Source organism: Microbispora sp. CL1-1 (assembly GCF_012034195.1).
In the GTDB taxonomy this organism is placed as follows: Bacteria; Actinomycetota; Actinomycetes; order Streptosporangiales; family Streptosporangiaceae; genus Microbispora.
The window spans coordinates 1-17070 of record NZ_JAATEK010000017.1; the positions used below are offsets into that span (position 1 = coordinate 1).

At 71.5% G+C, this 17070-nt stretch carries 11 protein-coding genes; 9 read left to right on the forward strand and 2 right to left on the reverse strand.

The genetic code is table 11. The annotated features are described in order from the left end of the window. Nucleotides 1-105: 105 nt before the first annotated feature. From HCK04_RS20435 to HCK04_RS20460, 6 genes are all read left to right on the forward strand, one after another. The gene (locus HCK04_RS20435) at nt 106-717 is read left to right on the forward strand and encodes a TetR/AcrR family transcriptional regulator (RefSeq protein WP_142648986.1); all 612 of its coding nucleotides are present in this window, start codon (nt 106-108) and stop codon (nt 715-717) included. 175 nt (nt 718-892) lie between these two features. Beyond that, on the forward strand, nt 893-1978 hold the full coding sequence (pdhA, locus tag HCK04_RS20440) for a pyruvate dehydrogenase (acetyl-transferring) E1 component subunit alpha (protein WP_221889945.1): 1086 nt from the start codon (nt 893-895) through the stop codon (nt 1976-1978). Nucleotides 1979-2304: 326 nt separating this feature from the next. Beyond that, nucleotides 2305-7053, forward strand: coding sequence for a ThuA domain-containing protein (locus tag HCK04_RS42585; RefSeq protein WP_142648988.1), 4749 nt, complete (start codon nt 2305-2307; stop codon nt 7051-7053). A gap of 394 nt (nt 7054-7447) precedes the next feature. Beyond that, nucleotides 7448-8065: a hypothetical protein gene (locus tag HCK04_RS20450; protein ID WP_168066104.1), complete on the forward strand. Its 618-nt coding sequence runs from the start codon at nt 7448-7450 to the stop codon at nt 8063-8065. Between the two features lie 358 nt (nt 8066-8423). Next, nucleotides 8424-8675: a hypothetical protein gene (locus HCK04_RS44270; RefSeq protein WP_168066106.1), complete on the forward strand. Its 252-nt coding sequence runs from the start codon at nt 8424-8426 to the stop codon at nt 8673-8675. Beyond that, on the forward strand, nt 8654-11263 hold the full coding sequence (locus HCK04_RS20460) for a DUF222 domain-containing protein (protein WP_168066108.1): 2610 nt from the start codon (nt 8654-8656) through the stop codon (nt 11261-11263). Before HCK04_RS44270 ends, HCK04_RS20460 begins: the two co-directional genes overlap by 22 nt. A gap of 940 nt (nt 11264-12203) precedes the next feature. On the opposite strand, the gene HCK04_RS20465 is transcribed toward HCK04_RS20460, so the two are convergent. Further along, nucleotides 12204-13316 (reverse strand): L,D-transpeptidase, encoded by a 1113-nt coding sequence (locus tag HCK04_RS20465; protein WP_142648991.1) that lies wholly within the window; start codon nt 13314-13316, stop codon nt 12204-12206. A 165-nt stretch (nt 13317-13481) separates the two neighbouring features. Between HCK04_RS20465 and HCK04_RS20470 the strand changes: the two genes are divergently transcribed. Continuing rightward, nucleotides 13482-14090 (forward strand): cupin domain-containing protein, encoded by a 609-nt coding sequence (locus tag HCK04_RS20470; RefSeq protein WP_142649085.1) that lies wholly within the window; start codon nt 13482-13484, stop codon nt 14088-14090. 169 nt (nt 14091-14259) lie between these two features. Here HCK04_RS20470 and HCK04_RS20475 read toward each other — a convergent pair whose 3' ends face one another. Next, nucleotides 14260-14802, reverse strand: coding sequence for a hypothetical protein (locus tag HCK04_RS20475; RefSeq protein ID WP_142648992.1), 543 nt, complete (start codon nt 14800-14802; stop codon nt 14260-14262). Between the two features lie 117 nt (nt 14803-14919). On the opposite strand from HCK04_RS20475, the gene HCK04_RS20480 reads away from it, so the two are divergent. After that, nucleotides 14920-16350, forward strand: coding sequence for an aldehyde dehydrogenase family protein (locus tag HCK04_RS20480; protein WP_221889946.1), 1431 nt, complete (start codon nt 14920-14922; stop codon nt 16348-16350). Nucleotides 16351-16478: 128 nt separating this feature from the next. After that, a complete protein-coding gene (locus tag HCK04_RS20485) occupies nt 16479-17054 on the forward strand; it encodes a hypothetical protein (RefSeq protein WP_168066110.1) in 576 nt (191 codons plus the stop codon). Nucleotides 17055-17070: the final 16 nt, after the last annotated feature.

Consider the following 17070-nt stretch of genomic DNA (forward strand, 5'->3'; position numbering starts at 1 on the left):
AGCACTCCTCGCTGCGGCGTGACCTACAATCGGAGTCTCCACTTCGGTTACAGGCTATGAAGCGGCGAATCCGGATGTCAATCGAGGCGTGGGGAGAGCCGAGGGATGCCGAAGGACCAGCGCGTTCCCGAGCAGGACGCCTCCGGAACGCCGGCCAGGACACTGCGCGCCGACGCCCAGCGCAACCGTACCCGCATCCTGGAGGCCGCGGAGACCGTCTTCGCCGCCAAGGGCCCCTCCGCCTCGACCGAGGAGATCGCCCAGAAGGCCGGAGTCGGCATCGGGACCGTCTTCCGGCACTTCCCCACCAAGGAGTCCCTGCTCAAGGCGATCATGCACGCGGTCGCGGTCAGGCTGGCCGACGAGGCCCGGGCGCTCGCGGCCGAGGGCGATCCCGCCACCGCCTTCTTCGCCTTCTTCACCCGCACGGTCGAGCAGGCCGCGGAGCAGAAGACCGTCGTCGACCTGCTCGCCCAGGCCGGCATCCCGGTCACCGTCGCCAAGCCCGTGCTCGCGCTGCGCGAGGCCGTCGAGGTGCTCGTCGGCAAGGCCCAGCAGGCCGGTGCCGTACGGCCCGACGTACGGGTGCCGGAGATCATGGCCCTGCTCGTCGGCGTGTGCCAGGCGTCCCTGCACACGCCGTGGGAGCCCGATCTGCGGGCCCGTACGCTCGCGATCGTCTTCGCGGGCCTGCGCCCCGCAGGCGCGACCGGCTGACCCCCGTCTCAAGGTGGTCACACAAAACCGCAGCTCATCGGCATGGCGGGCACGTCGTGTGAACCCTTGCACCTGACAACCGCAATGATTGGCTGCGCACGGTGCGGACGGACCCGTCGATGGGGAGGGGTCGGAGGCGCCGCGCAGCGGTCACCGCTGTCAGAGAGGAGACGACGTGCGGCGCCAGGACGAGGCCGAAGATCTGGTCCAGCTGCTCACGCCCGAAGGCGAGCGTGTCGCGCACCCCGAGTATGACCTGGACCTGTCGAAAAGCCAGTATCGGGGGCTGTACCGCGACATGGCCCTCGTACGCCGGATCGACCGGGAGGCCTTCGCTCTCCAGCGCCTCGGCGAGCTGGGAATGTGGATCCCCTGTCTGGGGCAGGAGGCCGCCCAGATCGGGTCGGGCCGGGCGCTCGCCCCGGACGACCACGTGTTCCCCTCCTATCGGGAGCACGGCGTCGCCTGGTGCCGGGGCATCCCCCCTCTCGACCTCATGGGCATGCTGCGCGGCACGACGAACGGCGGCTGGAACCCCCGGGAGACCCGCTTCCACCTCTACACGATCGTCCTCGGCGCGCAGACCCTGCACGCCGTGGGATACGCCATGGGGGTGCGCAGGGACGGCGACGACTCGGCCGTCGTGGCCTACTTCGGCGACGGCGCGGCGAGCGAGGGGGACGTCAGCGAGGCGTTCAACTTCGCGGCCGTGTTCGACGCGCCGGTGGTGTTCTTCTGCCAGAACAACCAGTGGGCCATCTCCCACCCGGTCGGCCGGCAGAGCAAGGCGCCGATCTACCAGCGCGCGCGGGGCTACGGCTTCCCCGGCGTACGAGTGGACGGCAACGACGTGCTGGCCTGCCTCGCCGTGACGAGGGCCGCCCTGCGGCACGTACGCTCCGGGGGCGGGCCGTTCCTCATCGAGGCGCACACCTATCGGATGGGCCCGCACACCACCTCCGACGACCCGGGCCGTTATCGGCCGGCCGAGGAGGTGGAGGAGTGGCGGCGGAAGGACCCGATCGCGCGCATGCGGGCCTACCTGCTGCGGGAGGGCATGGCCGACGAGGCGTTCTTCGCCGAGGTCGACGAGGAGGGCGACCGCCTGGCGCTCGAACTGCGCGACGGGGTCATCTCCATGCCGGATCCGCCGGTGGACGCCATCTTCGAGCACGTCTACTCCGACCGGCACGCGCTGGTCGAGGAGGAGCGCGCCTGGTACGCCGCCTACCTCGACCGCTTCGAGGAGCCCGGCGCCTGAGAACCGCAGGGGGCGCTGACATGACCGACCCGCCCGTACGCCTGTTCCCCGGTCGTGACGGGGCGGAGCTCGCCTATCGCGAGATCGGGGACGGCCGTCCCCTCGTCCTGTCCACGGCTTCGCCGCCGACGGGCTCCAGTGGCTGCGTCCGGGTCCCGCGGCCGACTTTCGTCACAAACTAGCAAAAGTTACGTCGTTTCGCGCGAACTATCTTCACAACTCTCAAAAAGAAGCTTACCTTCGGGGCGAATCACCGCCAGAGCGGCGGGTTTGTGAAGCGCGCGCGTGCCGAACACGCGGGCCCTCGAAGGAAAGGAAGCTCCGCCATGCCCCCCAGGCGGCCGACCGATCGCGCCAGAAAACGGATCGCGCAGACCTGCGCCCTACTCCTGGCCTTCACGGGCGTGACCGTGCTCACCCCGGCCGCGCCCGCACAGGCGCACGCGGCGCCCATCGAGGCCGCCGACTACCAGCGCGTGGAGCTGGCCAAGGGCGTCGCCGAGATGGGCGAGCCGATGACGATGACCGTGCTGCCCGACCTGTCGGTGCTGCACACCGCGCGCGAAGGCGTCCTGCGGCGCACCGACGCGCGCGGCGACACGACCGTGGTCGGCACGCTGAACGTCTACACCCACGACGAGGAGGGGCTCCAGGGAGTCGCCGCCGACCCGGGCTTCGCGACAAACCGGTTCATCTACCTCTACTACGCGCCCCGGCTCGACACGCCTGACGGCGACGCTCCGGCCACCGCGTCGGACTTCTCCGCCTGGAAGGGCGTGAACCGGCTGTCCAGGTTCACCGTCAAGCCCGACTGGACGCTCGACAAGGACAGCGAGGTCAAGATCCTCGACGTGCCCGCCGACCGCGGCATCTGCTGCCACGTGGGCGGCGACATGGACTTCGACGCCGAAGGCAACCTCTATCTCTCGACCGGCGACGACAGCAACCCCTTCGACTCGTCCGGCTACGCCCCGATCGACGAGCGGCCCGACCGCAACCCCGCGTACGACGCCCAGCGCAGCGCGGGCAACACCAACGACCTGCGCGGCAAGATCCTGCGCATCAAGGTCAAGCCCGACGGGACCTACGACATCCCCGAGGGCAACCTGTTCCCGCCGGGCACTCCCGGCACGCGGCCCGAGATCTACGCCATGGGCTTCCGCAACCCGTTCCGGCTGAGCGTCGACAAGGCCACGGGCGTCGTCTACGTCGGCGACTACGGCCCCGACGCCGGCACCAGCGACCCCAACCGGGGGCCGAGCGGCCAGGTCGAGTTCAACCGGGTCACCCGGGCCGGCAACTACGGCTGGCCCTACTGCACGGGCACCAACACGCCGGCCGAGACCTACAACGCCTTCACGTTCCCCTCCGGCCCCTCCGGGGCGAAGTACGACTGCGCCGGCGGCCCGGTCAACGCCTCCCCGCGCAACACCGGGCAGCGTACGCTGCCGCCCGCCCAGCCCGCGTGGATCAGGTACGGCGGCGACGCCGGCTCGCCGCCCGAGTTCGGCAGCGGCTCCGAGTCGCCCATGGGCGGGCCGGTCTACCACTACGACCCCGCGCTCGACTCGGCGGTCAAGTTCCCGCAGGACCTGGACGGGCACCTGTTCGCGGGCGAGTTCGGCCGCCGGTGGATCAAGGCGATCGACGTGCAGGCCGACGGGACGCGCGGCGACATCGCCGACTTCCCGTGGACCGGCACGCAGATCATGGACCTGGCGTTCGGTCCGGACGGCGCGCTGTACGTGCTCGACTACGGCACCGGCTACTTCAACGGCGACGCCAACTCGGCGCTGTATCGCTTCGAGTACATCAAGGGCCGCGACCGCTCCCCCATCGCCGTGGCCAAGGCCGACAAGACCTCGGGCAAGACGCCCCTCACCGTCACCTTCTCCTCGGCCGGCTCCGCCGACCCCGAGGGAGCCGCGCTCACCTACTCCTGGGACTTCGGCGACGGCACCAGCTCCACCGAGGCGAACCCGGTCAAGACGTACGACGAGGACGGCACGTTCACCGCGACGCTGACCGTGCGCGACCCCGCGGGCAACAGCGGCAGCGCGAGCGTGGTCGTCACGGCGGGCAACACCGCGCCGACGGTGACCATCGAGACGCCCGTCGAGGGCAGCCTGTTCCAGTGGGGTGACTCTGTCCCGTTCACGATCAAGGTCACCGACCCTGAGGACGGCGACGTCGACTGCGCCAAGGTCAAGATGACGTACGTGCTCGGCCACGACAGCCACGGCCACCAGATCAGCTCCAAGAACGGATGCTCGGGCGAGCTGACCATCCCCGTGGACGGCGAGCACGACGACGCGGCGAACATCTTCGCCGTGTTCGACGCCGAATACACCGACAAGGGCGGGCTGACCACCCACGCCCAGCACATCCTGCAGCCGCGGCACCGCCAGGCCGAGCACTACACCGCCTCCCAGGGCGTCAACCCCATCAACAAGGCGCCGGCGCACGGCGGCAGGACCGTGGGCGACATCGACAACGGCGACTGGATCTCCTTCAAGCCCTACACGCTGACCACGGCCAAGGGGATCGCGGCCCGCGTCTCCTCCGGCGGGAGGGGCGGCACCATCGAGGTCCGCGCGGGCTCGCCGACCGGCACCCTGCTGGGCAAGGTGAGCGTGCCCGTCACCGGAAGCTGGGAGACGTTCACCGACGTCTCCGCGCCGCTCGCGAACGCCCCGGCCGGGACGACCGAGCTCTACCTCTACTTCAAGGGCAACGACGGGGCGCTGTTCGACGTGGACGACTTCACGCTGACGGCCGAACCGCCCACGGGCGGCAGCCCCGGACCGATCGTCAACGCCGGCGGCCTGTGCCTCGACGTCGCGAACGCCGACCCGGCCAACGGCACCAAGGTGCAGCTCTACCAGTGCAACGACACCGGCGCGCAGGTCTGGAGCGTCAACGGCTCCACGATCCGCTCGCTCGGCAAGTGCCTCGACGTGTCCAACGGCGGCACCGCCGACGGCACGCGGGTGCAGATCTGGGACTGCGTCGCGAACGTCCCCGCGCAGATCTGGACGATCGGGACGGACGGCACCATCAAGAACCCGCAGTCGGGCAAGTGCCTCGACGGCTCGAACACCGGGCAGATGGTCATCAAGACCTGTGACGGCAGCAACGCGCAGAAGTGGACGACCTCGACGGCCCCGGGCAGCGGCGAGGGCGAGGTCCTGGTCTTCTCCCGTACGGCCGGCTTCCGGCACGACTCCATCCCGGCCGGCATCCAGGCCATCAAGGACCTGGGCTTCAGGGTCACCGCGACCGAGGACCCGGCCGTCTTCACCACCCAGAACCTGGCGAAGTACAAGGCCGTGGTGTTCCTCAGCACCACGGGCGACGTGCTGAACGACGCCCAGCAGGCGGCCTTCGAGTCGTACGTCAAGGCGGGCGGCGGCTACGCCGGCATCCACGCGGCGGCCGACACCGAATATGACTGGCCGTTCTACGGCGGCCTGGTCGGGGCGTGGTTCGCCTCGCACCCCGCCGTACAGCAGGCGACCGTGAAGGTGGAGGACCGGGCCCACCCGGCGACCGCCCACCTCGGGACGGCGTGGACCCGCACCGACGAGTGGTACGACTACCGCACCAACGCCCGCAGCACCGCCCACGTGCTGGCCACGCTGGACGAGAAGTCCTACTCCGGCGGGAAGATGGGCGAGGACCACCCGATCGCGTGGTGCAAGGAATATCAGGGCGGCCGGTCGTTCTACACGGGCGGCGGCCACACCGCGGCGTCCTTCTCCGAGCCGGCGTTCCGGCAGCACCTGCTCGGCGGCATCCGGTACGCCATGGGCGACCTCAAGGCCGACTGCCGTCCCGAGACCGGCTACACCACGCTCTACGATGGCGGCACCACCGGCTGGGAGCAGGCCGGGCCGGGCGGCTTCACCGAGACCGACGGCACGCTGACCTCGCACGGCGGCCTGGGGCTGTTCTGGTACAAGGCGAAGGAGTTCCACTCCTACTCGCTCAAGCTCGACTGGAAGATGAACGGCGACGACAACTCGGGCGTCTTCGTCGGCTTCCCCGCCTCGGACGACCCGTGGTCGGCCGTCGACAACGGCTACGAGATCCAGATCGACGCCACGGACGTGCCGGAGAAGACCACCGGGTCGGTCTACGGCTTCCAGTCGGCGGACCTCAAGGCCAGGGACGCCGCGCTCAACCCGCCCGGCCAGTGGAACACCTACGAGATCCGCGTGGAGGGCGAGCGCCTGCAAGTCTTCCTGAACGGCGTGAAGATCAACGACTTCGTCAACACCGATCCGGCGCGGTCCCTCCAGCAGGGCTACGTGGGCATCCAGAACCACGGCGACGGCGACGAGGTGTCGTTCCGGAACATCCGCATCAAGGAGCTCGGCCCGGCGACGGGCGACGTCACCGTCCAGGCCGAGAGCTGGACCGAGGCGAACGGCGTGGACACCTACCCGCACGCCCCCGCGCACGGCGGCACCGTGCTCGGCTATGTCAACCCCGGCGACTGGGCGGCGTACGACGGGATCGACCTGACCGGCGTCACCCGGTTCACGGCGCGGGTGGCCTCGCCCAACCCGAGCGGCGGCTTCGAGATCCGGACCGGTTCCCCGACCGGCCCCGTGCTCGGCACCGTCACCGTCCCCAACACCGGCGGCTGGGAGTCGTACGAGGACGTCTCCACGCCGCTCACGAACGTCCCCTCCGGGACGGCGAAGCTCTACCTGGTGTTCACCGGGGCCGACTTCGACGTGGACGACTTCACGCTCGTCCGCGACCCGAAGGACGGGCCGAAGGTCGAGCTGACCGTGACGGCCGAGTCCCGCTGCGTCGGCACCTCGGCGCACCTCGCCGTGACCGCCGTGAACGACGGTGACGTGCCCGCGACGGTCACGCTGACCACGCCGTACGGCGCCAAGACGGTGAGCGATGTGGCCCCGGGCAAGAAGGCCTACCAGTCCTTCAACACCCGGGCCGGGCATATCGACGGCGGCTCGGTCACCGTGACCGGCACCGCCACGATCGACGGCACGGAGGTCACCTCGTCGTACGACGCGGCCTACACGGCGGCCACCTGCCGCTGACCGTACCGCTGAGCCGCACTGGCCGGCCGGTTTGCGGCCACCCGGGGTGCCCCGCGACGCGAGTCGCGGGGCACCCGCTTCGTTTCCGGCCGGATACTCCCGGCGCGGTAGCCGTACGCCGGACGGAGCAGGGCCGAGGTGCCTGTGGCCGGACAACGCGATGCGGGCACGGCCCGGCCTGACGTTGCGAGGCGTCAGCCAGCCTCGGAGGGAAGGCCCCGCATGGCCGCATCGCACACAGCGTCTCCGACTGGGCCACCCACCGGGTCACCCACCGGGTGCCACTGGGTCGCCCACCGGGTTAGCCGCAGCGCCCGCACCCGCCTTCGCCCGTCCGGCCGCCCCGGGTCACCCGAACGGCTGGATCGCCGACCTCGGCTTCGCCGTACTCACCGTGGTCGTCTTCGTCGCCGTCGCCCTCGCCCTCGCCCTCGCCCTCGCCCTCGCCCTCGCCCTCGCCCTCGCCCTCGCCACGGGAGTGTGCAACCCGTGGGACGGGGTCGTCCCCCTCGCGCTGGTCCTCGGTGCGCTCCTGCTCGTCCGGCGTCGATGGCCGATCGCCGTGCTGCTGCTGTCGGTCACCGCGGTCTTCGTCTATCACCTGGGGCATCCCTCCCCCGCCGGGTGGATCCGGCCCGGCGCGGTGGCGTACTTCACCGCAACCCGCGTCTCCCCACCCGCCCGCGACCCGACTGCCCGGCCAGGCGTCCCGGCCCGGCGCGGTGGCGCATTTCACCGCAACCCGCGTCTCCCCACCCGCCCGCGACCCGACTGCCCGGCCAGGCGTCCCGGCCCGTCGCAGCGGCGTACTTCACCGCAACCCGCGTCTCCCGACCCACCCGCGACCCGACTGCCCGGCACAGTGCTCCCGCCCGACCGCGACGTCCTCCGCGCACAGCGCCCCCGACGTCGCGTGTCGGGAGATCGCCGAGCGCCCGGCCGTCTGCCTGCCGACCGCCGACCGCCGACCGCCGAAACCTACGTCAGGACCGTTGCTGTCCCCGACCTGTGATTCCAAGAGATTGCTAGTTGATCTTGAACTAGCCCCAAGGACGCGAGAGAATTAATACAAGTTTTCGAATCACTCGATGGAGGTGCCATGGATCTGTTCGATGACGATCCTGAGCGCCTTCGTCGTTCGAGCGATGCCGACGGTGAGTGGTGGGACCGTCTGATCGCCAATTCGCCGCTGTGGTCGTCCGACGGCTCGTCCGCCCGTGAGCCCTTCCCGATCATCAACTTTGGCCCCCGGCAGCCCGCCGGCACGCCCGGCACCCAGACCACGGACGCCCCAGGGACGGACGTCCCAGGCACCGACACCGACAGCGCAGACAGCGACGACACGAACGCCGTGCGTGGGGCTGCCATCGGTGCGAACGCCGCTGGCACGGACGGCGCTCGCGCGGACGCCGCCCGTGGGACTGCCGATGGTGGGGCTGCCGATGGCGCGGACGCTGCTGACGCGGATGCTTCTGGCGCGGATGCTTCTGGCGCGGATGGCGCCCGTGGTGATGCCGCTGACGCGGGTGCTTCCGGTGTGGGTGGCCGCGGTCGTGGTCGTGTGCGGTCGTCGTGGGTGGTGGTGGGGTCGGTTCGTGAGGTGGCCCAAGAGCTGGCGCTGACCCCGCTTCCCGATGACGTGGATGTGTGCCTGGCCGAGGCGGAGGAGTTGCTGTTCGCCCGGGATCGGATCACCTGCGCGCTGGCCGATCGGGTGGGGCGGGTGCATCGTGCGGGTCAGGCCAGGCAGCATGGGCATGCCTCCACCCGCTGCTGGCTGCGCACCAGTGGGGGGATGACGGTGGGCGGCGCGGGCCGCCTGCTCACCCTCGGCGCGGAACTGCCCCGCCTCCCCAAGGTGCGGGAGAAGTTCGCCACGGGTGAGCTGGCGGCCGGGGTGGTGGAAGCCATCTGCGCCGCCGTCGCCGGACTAACCGACGAGCAAGCCGCGCTGGCGGAGCCGATCCTGGTGGACCTGGCCGGCAAAGCGGGGGCGGCGGAGGTCGCCAAAGCCGGCCGCCACCTACGCGCGGTGCTCGACCCCGATGGGGAAGAACGCGACGAGCGGGCCGATTACGGGCGGCGGTTCCTGCGGGTCCGCCCGGGCAAGGGCGGCGGCGTGGAAGGAGAGTTCTACCTGCCGCGTGAGGCCGGCGCCCGGTTGATGGCCTTGTTGCAGGCGTACGCCAAGCTGAGGGCACAGGGGGATGACCGCCCGCTGACGGTACGTCAGGCCGACGCGCTGATCGCCCTGCTGGAGCAGAAGATCGCCGCCGAGCTCCTCGTCGTGGTCAGCGCCGAATCCCTCCCCACCGACCCCGAAACCACCGACCCCACCACCGACCCCACCGCCGACCCGGCCACCGACGACACCGACCCGGCCACCCAAGACCCCGCTGCCCCGGCCACCCAAGACACCGACCCGGCCACCCAAGACCCCGCTGCCCCGGCCGCCGCCGACGACGTCAGCGACCACTTCGCAGACCTCGACGACAGCACCCCCAGCGACTACGCCCCCGACACCGCCGCAAGCACTGACGAGCCGAGCCAAGCCGACGACACCACCGACCACGCCGAAAACGCGCGGGATGCCGGGGGCTTCGAGGAAGGCCAGGACGACACGGGCGACCCTGCTCCCGGCGAGGCCGGGACAGATGCCAGTGCCGAGAGCGCCGACGACACCAACGCCTACGCCCCCGACGCCACCGGAAGCGCCGACGACCCCAGCCAGGCCGACGACGCCGTCTCCGACGTGATGGGCGATCCGGGTGCTGAGGGCGGCACCGACGGCCCCGAGACCCCGGACGAGCTCGACACTGCTGAGGCTGTCCCCGCCACCGACCCTGCCGCTGGCTCCGGCGACGTCGCGACCGGACTTCGCGATGAGGAGCCTCGTGGCTGGGGAGCCGGTGAGTGCGGGGCCGGTGAGTGCGGGGCCGGTGAGTGCGGGGCCGGTGAGTGCGGGGCCGGTGAGTGCGGGGCCGGTGAGTGCGGGGCCGGTGAGTGCGGGGCCGGTGAGCGGCGGCCCGGGGAGTGCGAGCCGCGCAGCACCGCGAACACCGCCTGCGCCGAGGACAACGACACCGCGAGCACCCGCTCTGCCGAGAGCGACACGACCGCGCCTGCAGAGGGCGATGGCTGCGATCGCGGCGCGGCCCAGTCCGGAGCAACCCACGCCCGGCGGGGTGCGTCAGCATGGCCTGCTCACGGTGGCGGGCATTCGCACACAGCCCCTTCGCACGCTGCCCCTTCGGACACAGCCCCTTCGGACACAGCCCCTTCGGACACAGCCCCTTCGGGTGCGACGGCTTCGGATGCGCCGCCATCGCAGGCAGCGCCATCGCAGGCAGCGCCCTCGGAGGCAGCGCCCTCGGAGGCAGCGCCTTCGGAGGCGGTGTGGCCGGATCCTCCTCCCGAGGATGTCTCCGCTCATCACACCCACGGTGGGCCTCGGACTGCGGGGGACTGCCGGCATGGCCAGGGCACGTGCCGGTGCGGCAGCCAGGGCGCGTGGCGGTGCAGTGGCGACGCGCGGTGCTCGTGCGCGACGCAGGCAGCGGGAACTCCGGGAACAGCAGCGGGAGCCGGGCGAGGGACGCCGGAGACGGCGCAGGAGGCATCGCAAGGAGCCGCACAGGGGGCATCGCGGGGAGCGGCGCAAGGTGCGTCACCGGGATCTCCGGGTGCGTCGGCGGACGCGATGCCTGGGGCGTTCTTGGGGTCGGCGTTGGGAGCGTCGGCAGGCACGCTGCTGGGGACGGCACTGGGTGCCTCGCTGGGAGGGCCGCTGGGGATGGTGCCGCCGGGGTTGTTGCTGGCGACCGGGCAGGTGCTGCCCGTCTCCAGCGTGCACCGGCTCGCCCGGACCTCGACTCTGGTGCGGATCGTCATGAACGCCGACGGGCAGGTGCTCGACATGGGCCGCAAGGTCCGTCTGGCGACTCCTGCCCAGCGGCGGGCCATCTTCGCCCGGTATGCCACGTGCTGGGTCGACGGCTGCCCGCTCCCGGCGACCATGTGCCAGATCGACCACGCCGACAACTGGAGCACCGGCGGGCTCACGGACCTGAAGCTGCTGGGCCCGGCCTGCCAGTTCCACAACCGCGACCGCTACCAGCACCCCGACCGCTACACCCGCCGCAACGTCGGCGAAGACCGCTGGGCCTTCACCTACCACCGCCTCGGACGAGCCCGACGACTACACGAGTAAGGCCGAAGGCGCGGGGGTGAGCGATGCGCAGGGCAAGCCCGGGCGACACGCGGACAGGCCCAGCGGCTGCGGGCGGGAGGCGGGAGGCGCGAGCGCGGACGACGCACAGTGCAGGGCCGCGCGGCTGCCGGAGTGAGGTCGGAGGCACAGTGGACAACGCACAGGGCAGGCCCGGGCGCACGCACGGGCAAATCCGGGCGGCGCGCGGACAGGCCCCGCCGGCTGCGCGCGTGACCACCCGAGCCGAGGGTCGAGGGGCAACACGGGGATCGACGGGAGGCGTGAGGAAAGAGTCGCCGGTGCGCTGGCCACTGGGCTCACAGTCCTTCACAGTGCGCCGCTGGGCCTCACCGTGCGCCGACGGTTCTCACACTGTGCACGAAGCTTCGCAGCGCGGCGCAGGGCTTCGCAGCGCGGCGCAGGGCTTCGCAGCGTGCTGCAATGCTTCACGCGCGCCGGAGTTCGGTCATCGCTCCCGTCCGCTCCGCTCCCTCGAGCCTGGCGGGCCACTGTGAAACACGGCCTCGCGTGGCACCGCAGCATGGCGTCCGGGGTCACGACGCCTTGACCGCAGATCTGAGCCGCTGGGCGGCACTGTGAAGCCCCGTGGGGTGGACGGCGAAGCCGAGCGCCGCCTGGTGCCGGAAGCAGGCGGCGCCCCGCCCAGGTCGTGCGGACCGAGGGCGGGAGCGCCGCGCGGAGCCAAGCGAAAGGACATCGCGGGGGTAGTACGGACCGAGGGCGGGGAGCGCCGCGCGGAGCAAGGGAAGGGGCACCGCGGGGGGGTAGTCCGGACCATGGACGGGGCACCGCCCGGAGCGCGGAAGGGAGCGCCCGTGCGGGGCAAAGGGAATGGGCACCGCGCGGAGCGCGGAAGGGCGCACCGCGCGGTGCTGGGGAAAGCGCCCTGCGGGGTGGTGGGCCTTCCCTGCAGGGCGTCCTATCCCTGGAGGGCGTCCTGTCCCTGCGGGGCGTCCTGGTCGGGGGTCGGGGACGCGGAGGGCGAAGCGGACGCTGACGCCGAGGCCGAGCCGGCGGGCAGTGCGCTGCCGCGCTTCCACTGGTTCCAGCTCAGCTGCCAGTAGCTCCAGCCGTTGCGCCAGTCGAGCTTGCGCTTGGTGCCGGTGACCGTGATGACGTCACCGCGCTGGCTGATGCCGTAGAACCACTGGGCTCCAGCGGGGGTGGCGCGCACGCAGCCGTGGCTCTGGTTCGACTTGCCCAGGAACTGGTAGTCGCCCGCGCTCTGGTGGACGTACTCGCCGCTGTCGGAGATCCGGACCGCCCAGGGGATCTCCAGCTTGTAGTAGAGCGGGTCCTTGGGGTCGGTGACGCCGAGCCAGGACGAGGTCATCGTTTCGACCCGCTTCTTGCCCATCGCGAGGTGCACGCCGGTGGTCGTGAGGTAGACGTCGACGCCGTTGCGCTTAAGGCCGCCGCGGCCCGCGCTGATGGGGATGGTCTTGGCGAGCTTCCCGTCGCGGCGCACCTTCATCACGTGCCTCTTGGTGTCGACCACCGAGATGTTGGCGGTGCCGACGGCGAAGCGGCGCGAGACGTCCTTGGCGGCCTCGTTGCCGGGGATCTGGCTCAGCCTGGCGGTGAACAGGACCTTCTGGTGCGGCTTCCAGTAGGTCTTGGTGCGATAGATGACCTTGCGGTCGGAGACCCAGCGCCATGCGCCCTCGACGGGCTTTTGGGCCTGGACCTGCAGCACCGCTTCCGCGGCCGCCTTGTTTCGTACGGCGCGGTCGAAGGTGACGATGATCGGGAAACCGACGCCGACCCGCTCGACCTTCTCGCCCATGGGCGTGATGTCGGCGATGCCGAGCTTCGGCTTTCCTGTCTTGCGTGCCGTCTTGGACGCCGCGCGCGGGGCGAGTGCCGCCGCCTCGACGCCCTGGGCCTGAGTGGCCGGGGCCTGAGTGGTCGTACCGGCCGCACCAGTGACTGATGCGGCGGGAGCGGTTGTGCCTCCCGCCGAGCAGGCCGTAGCGACGGCGATGGCGGCAACGCTGAGTGTTACGTGGGCCGCCCGCCGGAGGGTATTCACGGTCTACTCCTCATAGGGGGTGTTCACAGCGAATTGCACTGAGTTGGAACGTGCGAAACGGTGGTTTTGTGCGGCCGATTCTGTAACGATCAAGTAACACCGATATGGGTGGTCCCGGTCGGATTTGCCGGGCCGCTCTGCCGTACGATCGGCCGCGTGCTGCTGATGACGCTGGACGCCTGTCCCGGCGGGCCCGGACTCTCCGCCCGCGACGACGAGGAGGCGCTGCGGATCGCCGCCGAGGCCTTCTCCGGGACGGATCCCGTCGTGGCGGTGGACGAGGACGACCGGGACGCGCCCCTCCGCTTCCTGCGGCGTGACGTCACCGGCGCGTTCGTGGCGATCCAGACGCGTCCCCCGATCGCCGAGGCTCTCGGCCTGCTGCCGCACCCCGAGGGCGGGTGGTATCGCGAGACGTGGCGGACGGCCGCCTCCGTCGAGCCTCCCGGGTACGGCGGCACGCGGGCGACGGCGACGGGAATCTATTTCCTGTTGGAGCCGGGCGAGGAGTCGGTCTGGCACGCCGTACGGTCCGACGAGGTGTGGTTATGGCACCGGGGCGGGCCGTTGACGCTCGTGCTCGGCGGTGCGGGCGAGCGGCCCGGCCGGGAGGACGTGATCGTCCTGGGGCCGGACGTGGAGAACGGGCAGGTCCCGCAGGCGGTGGTGCCGGCGGGCACCTGGCAGGCGGCCCGCCCGGCGGGAGACGAGGGCGTGCTGGTGAGCTGCGTCGTGTCACCCGGCTTCGACTTCGCCGACTTCACCGCGCTCTGAGGCCCGACTTCACCGTGCTCTGAGGCTGATTAACCGTGCTTTGAGGTCGGCTGTGCCGCGTCCAGTGACGGGTCGCCCCTGTGTCCATAAGGTGGCGCGGCTCATGAGGTTGCGCTGCTCATGAGGTTGCGCTGCTCATGAGGTTGCGCTGCTCATGAGGTGGTGCGGCTCAGGTGGTGGTGCCGGGGAGGCCGACTCGGTCGGGCACCTGGCGGGGCAGGCCGCGCAGCCACCCTTCCACGTCGGCGGGCCACCAGCGGCCCGCGGACAGCCCGCGCAGCGTCTCCTTGACGGCGCCGGCCGAGGCGGGGCTCGGCACCACCCGGGTCGGCGCGGCCCCGGCGAGCACGCCGAGCCACCAGTGCCGCCACGTGGGCGTGAGGTTGTCGGGGTCGAGGACGATGTAGTAGTCGGGGAGCACCAGCCGGTCGGCACGCAGCGCCCCGGCCGCCGCCTCGATGGCCACCTCCAGGCCGCCCACCGGCGTCGTACCGTCGAAGAAGCCGGTCCACGCCTCACCGACGTCGGCCAGCGGATCGGCGTCGTGCAGTACGTACGTCGCGCTCGCGCGCGTCACCACGTCGGTCATCTCGGCGGGCGTCCGTTCCCCGCGCAGAATCGCCCGCACGTTGTGCAGGCCGTCGAGCCCCGCGATCACCTCGGCCGCCCGGTCACCCACCACCACGACCACCGTGCTGCTCAGCCGTCGCATACGGGAAGTCTAGGAAGCCTGGTGATAACCGTACGGACCCGGGGGTAGGCGAGCACGGGTAGAGGCGAGCACGGGTAGGCGAGCACGGGTGGAGCGAGCAGCGGGGGGAGAACCGGGGTGCGGGACAGGGACCGCTGGGTGCTGACCGACGGCGCGTGGACGGCGAGCGCGAGCGAACGTGACCGTACGGTCGCCGACCCGGCGACCGGAGAGCCGGTGGGCGACTTCCCCGCCGGGTGCGCCGAGGACGTGGAGCGGGCGGTCCACTCGGCTCGCCGCGCCCAGCCCGCATGGGCCCGTACGGCTCCCGCCGACAGGGCGGCGTGCCTGCACCGGATGGCCGGCCGGATCGAGGCCCGCGCGGACGAGCTGGCCGCGCTGGTGACCAGGGAGATGGGCAAGCCGATCGGCGACAGCCGCGGCGGTGTGGCGGCGGCGATCGGCACGCTCCGGCAGTATGCCGAGCTGGGGCCGCTGCACCGGGGACGGAGCCTGCAGGGCGGCTGGGACGCCACCGATCTCATGGTCCACGAGCCGCTCGGCGTGGTCGCGGTGATCACACCGTGGAACGACCCGGTGGCCATCGCCTGCGGGCTCGTCGGAGCGGCCGTGGTGACCGGCAACGCGGTGGTGCACAAGCCGTCGGAGCGCACACCGCACACGGGGGCGCTGCTCGCGGAGCTGATGGCGGCGGAGCTGCCGCCGGGCGTGCTGACGATGGTGCCGGGCGACCGGCATCCGGGCGAGACCCTGGCCGCGCACCCGGGTATCGACCTCGTCGCGCACGTCGGCTCGACCGCCGCGGGCCGGGCCATCGCCGCCGTCGCCGCGCGCACCGGCGCGAGGACCCTGCTGGAGAACGGCGGCAAGGATCCGCTGATCGTGGACGCGGGCGTGGACGTGAAGTGGGCGGCGGGACAGGCGGCGACCGGCTGCTTCGCCAACGCCGGGCAGATCTGCACCTCCGTCGAGCGGGTCTACGTCCACCGCGACGTCGCCGAGGAGTTCCTCGCCGCGCTCGTGCAGCGGGCCGAGGAGCTGCGCATGGGGCCTGGCATGAACGAGGAGACGACGCTCGGCCCGCTCGTCGACCGGGCGCAGCGCGACGTCGTCGACCGGCACGTACGCGGCGCGATCGAGGCGGGGGCGCGGCTGCTGACCGGGGGATATGTGCCCGAGGGGCCGGGGGCGTTCTATCCGCCGACCGTCCTGGCCGACTGCACGGAGAACATGGACGTCATACGCGAGGAGACGTTCGGCCCGGTCGCGGCGGTGCGGGTGGTGTCGTCGTTCGACGAGGCGCTCGAGCTGGCCCGTGAGTCGCGGTATGGCCTGGCGGCCACCGTCCTCACCCCGTCGATGGCCAACGCCCAGCGGGCCTGGCGCGAGCTGCCGGTGGGCACGGTGAAGATCAACGCCGTCTTCGGCGGAGCGCCCGGCGGCGCGGCCCAGCCGGTGCGCGCCAGCGGGCACGGGTTCGGGTACGGCCCCGAGCTGCTCGACGAGATGACCCATACCAAGGTCGTCCATCTGAGCCCGCTCCCCTGAGTCGATCACCGGGACCGGCTGTCAAGAGATTCTGAGCTTTGACCCGACACTGAGCGCGGGGCGCGCGATCGGCGGTGACGTGCTGCCTACGGTCTTTCTCGTACGATCCGTCACCTCGGGGGAGACTCATGATCATCAGCTCGGCCGCCGCCGCCCTCGCCGCAACCCTGATCGCCGGACCGGTCGCGTTCGCGGACCCAGCGCCGCCCGGGGGAGCTTCCGGGGACGACGCGATCCCGGTCGCGACCACGATCTCGGCGCCGCTCGACACGGCGGTCTACGACCCCCGCTACACCAGCGAGTACGGCCCCTCCGGCCCCGACGGCCTGGGGATGGCCGGCACCGCACCCGCCGCGCTGCCCGTCACGAGGCCCGTCACGAGGCCCGTCACCATGCCGGTCACGAGGCCCGTCACGAGGCCCGTCACGAGTCAGGCCATGGAGCCGAAGCAGGCCGTCTATCACACGAAGGGCAAGGACGGCGTGCGGCACGACGTGTACGTCGTCCCGATTTCGGATGATCCCTCCCAGCCGATCACGCTGCCCGACTTCGGCTTCAAGACGTTCCACGTGGCGAACAAGCCGCGCGCCCACACCAAGCAGCGTGCGCACAAGCCGAAGAAGGCCCAGCACCGTACGGCCGTCCGCGGTGGGGGGAAGAAGAAGCACCGCCACGGCGGCAAGGGCATACACCGCGGCCGCTGACCGATCACGCGCTGAC